The following is a 363-nucleotide window of genomic DNA, read 5'->3' on the forward strand; positions in this document are numbered from 1 at the left end:
GGCGCTCACTGCTCCAATTTGCTCGAATAAATCACGTAAATCATGCTCTTGTGTCTGGTAAGGCAGACCACCAACGTATAGTCTCATGTTTTTAACACTCCTGTGGTGACACCGCTTTCATCTTTGACGCTCGAAGAAACCGTTTCTCACAGAAGCGAAACAATGCATTATTGATGTCATGTTCTTAGTATAGCACATAGTGCATAAACAATGTCCAGTGTTTGTCTTTTTTACTTTTTTAGGGTGCCATTCATTTTTTTGCAGAGCCCTCTTGAAGAACGTGGCGCGAAAAAGTTTGCCTTCCCCATCGTTTTTGCCCCTCCGTTCGTCCCTTCCGAGGAGCAGGTTGTGGGGCAAAGGTCG

At 45.2% G+C, this 363-nt stretch carries 1 pseudogene; it reads right to left on the reverse strand.

The window, feature by feature from the left end:
- Positions 1 to 87, reverse strand: a pseudogene (locus tag F1593_RS23620) (RNA recognition motif domain-containing protein); the annotation flags it as partial.
- Positions 88 to 363 lie beyond the last annotated feature (276 nt).

It is taken from the genome of Dictyobacter arantiisoli, assembly GCF_008326305.1.
Taxonomy (GTDB): Bacteria; Chloroflexota; Ktedonobacteria; order Ktedonobacterales; family Ktedonobacteraceae; genus Dictyobacter; species Dictyobacter arantiisoli.